Source organism: Kurthia zopfii (assembly GCF_003143955.1).
Taxonomy (GTDB): Bacteria; Bacillota; Bacilli; order Bacillales_A; family Planococcaceae; genus Kurthia; species Kurthia zopfii.
In genome coordinates, this window is sequence record NZ_QFVS01000081.1 from 1 (window position 1) to 1,554 (window position 1,554).

Genomic DNA, 1,554 nt, shown 5'->3' on the forward strand with positions numbered 1-1,554 from the left:
TTGAATCAATTTCATAATTCGATTTTTTCAAGAGCTTAGATTGCTCCGATGTAAAAACTATCGTTTTTAAAATTTATGCAGGTACTTTTGCATGACTTAATTGCGAATTGATGCGGTCAACTGCTAACTTACAGGCATTATAAATAAACGTCACTAGATTGAAATGCAATTTTGCTTTGCGACCTGTTCTGTGACGGATGTTATTTAACTGGAAATATTGCTTTAAATAAGCATTTACACGTTCTACTGCCGTACGTTCTTTATAGAGTTTCTTCCATAAATCTGAGCCACGTGCTGGAGACGTATACTTACGAATATCTGTTTCGCATTTTATTTTGAAAACCTTTTGACATAGGGAATCATCGCGTAATGGACAAGTTTCACATTCCTTTGGTCTTGTGAATTTGAGTGTCTGATATTTTTCATCAAAGCTGTCATAACGATAACTATGTTCGCGCACACAGGTTGGGCGGAAATGTTGGTCAAATCCAATTACTTCGCTCTCTCGTCGGACATTATACGGAATAACAGCACGCATTGTTTGATTTAATATTTGACGGTAAATTGGCTCGTAATCATATCCTGCATCAAAAATTGCGGTAGCGAAATGATTTGGCAAGAAGTCTGCGATTTTTTTCAACAAGGGTATAGCTGCTTTACTATCGCTTAAATTCCCTGAGGACATGATGCGAGCGACAATATATTGACTTTTAGTTGAAACAGCTAAATGTCCCTTAAAGCCATACCAGAACGTATTTTTGCCATTACTATTTTTCTTAATTCCCCACTTCGGTTCAATGGGGATATCTTGCCAAAGTGTGTTCGTCGGAATCGTCAACTGAGCTTCTAGCTTCTTTTCATAGGTTGTTTGATTGACCTCAATCTCAGATTGTTCAGCTAACCAAATCGCTTGTTCTTCAGACGTTTTTCGACCACGTTTTTTTGGTGGAGCTGCTTCTTTTTTCTCTGAAGGCTTTGAGGCATCACGTGATTCGAAGTGTGTTGCATCAAAACCGAGACACTCGTCTTCGAGAAATCCTTCCGTCAAAGCGGCTAGGATAAGTTGATCCTGCATGAAATCTAGTACATCAGATTGACTAATGACATCAATCATACGAGAATATGACGCTTCTGACGGAACTGAATCCGAAACAAGAAATCCGCAATCCAAACGGAATAAAGGGTCGTTGACTAAACGTTTGACTAAGTCCTTTATTGTTGGAATACGTTCGACGATACGTACTATTAATGATTGAATCATGGCCCCGTAATTACATTCGCGTGGAGCACCACGCATTGTCTTTTTAGAAAAGAGATGAAAGATAGGTTGTACATCGAAAGTGGAGAAAATGGCATCAAATCGGTGCGAACTTTCCATTTCGAATAATTCTTGGATGTCAAACAGGCTAATTTGTTTTACAATAGTCATGAGGCATCATTCCTTTCGGGTGGGTTGTTTAGTCGCTACCATTATACCGAATTTGGGGAGGTGCCTCATTTTTATTTAATTTTACCCCTTGATAACAAAGGGATTGGAATTATGAAATTAACTCA

At 38.4% G+C, this 1,554-nt stretch carries 1 protein-coding gene; it reads right to left on the reverse strand.

What is annotated here, in order from left to right; all coding sequences use genetic code 11:
- Positions 1-73: 73 nt before the first annotated feature.
- Positions 74-1,429 (reverse strand): transposase, encoded by a 1,356-nt coding sequence (locus DF281_RS14395; protein WP_109350943.1) that lies wholly within the window; start codon positions 1,427-1,429, stop codon positions 74-76.
- Positions 1,430-1,554: the final 125 nt, after the last annotated feature.

Coding starts and splice junctions, on each gene's coding strand:
- DF281_RS14395 (WP_109350943.1), bottom strand. CDS start 1,429: ATGACTATTGTAAAACAAATTAGCCTGTTTGACATCCAAGAATTATTC.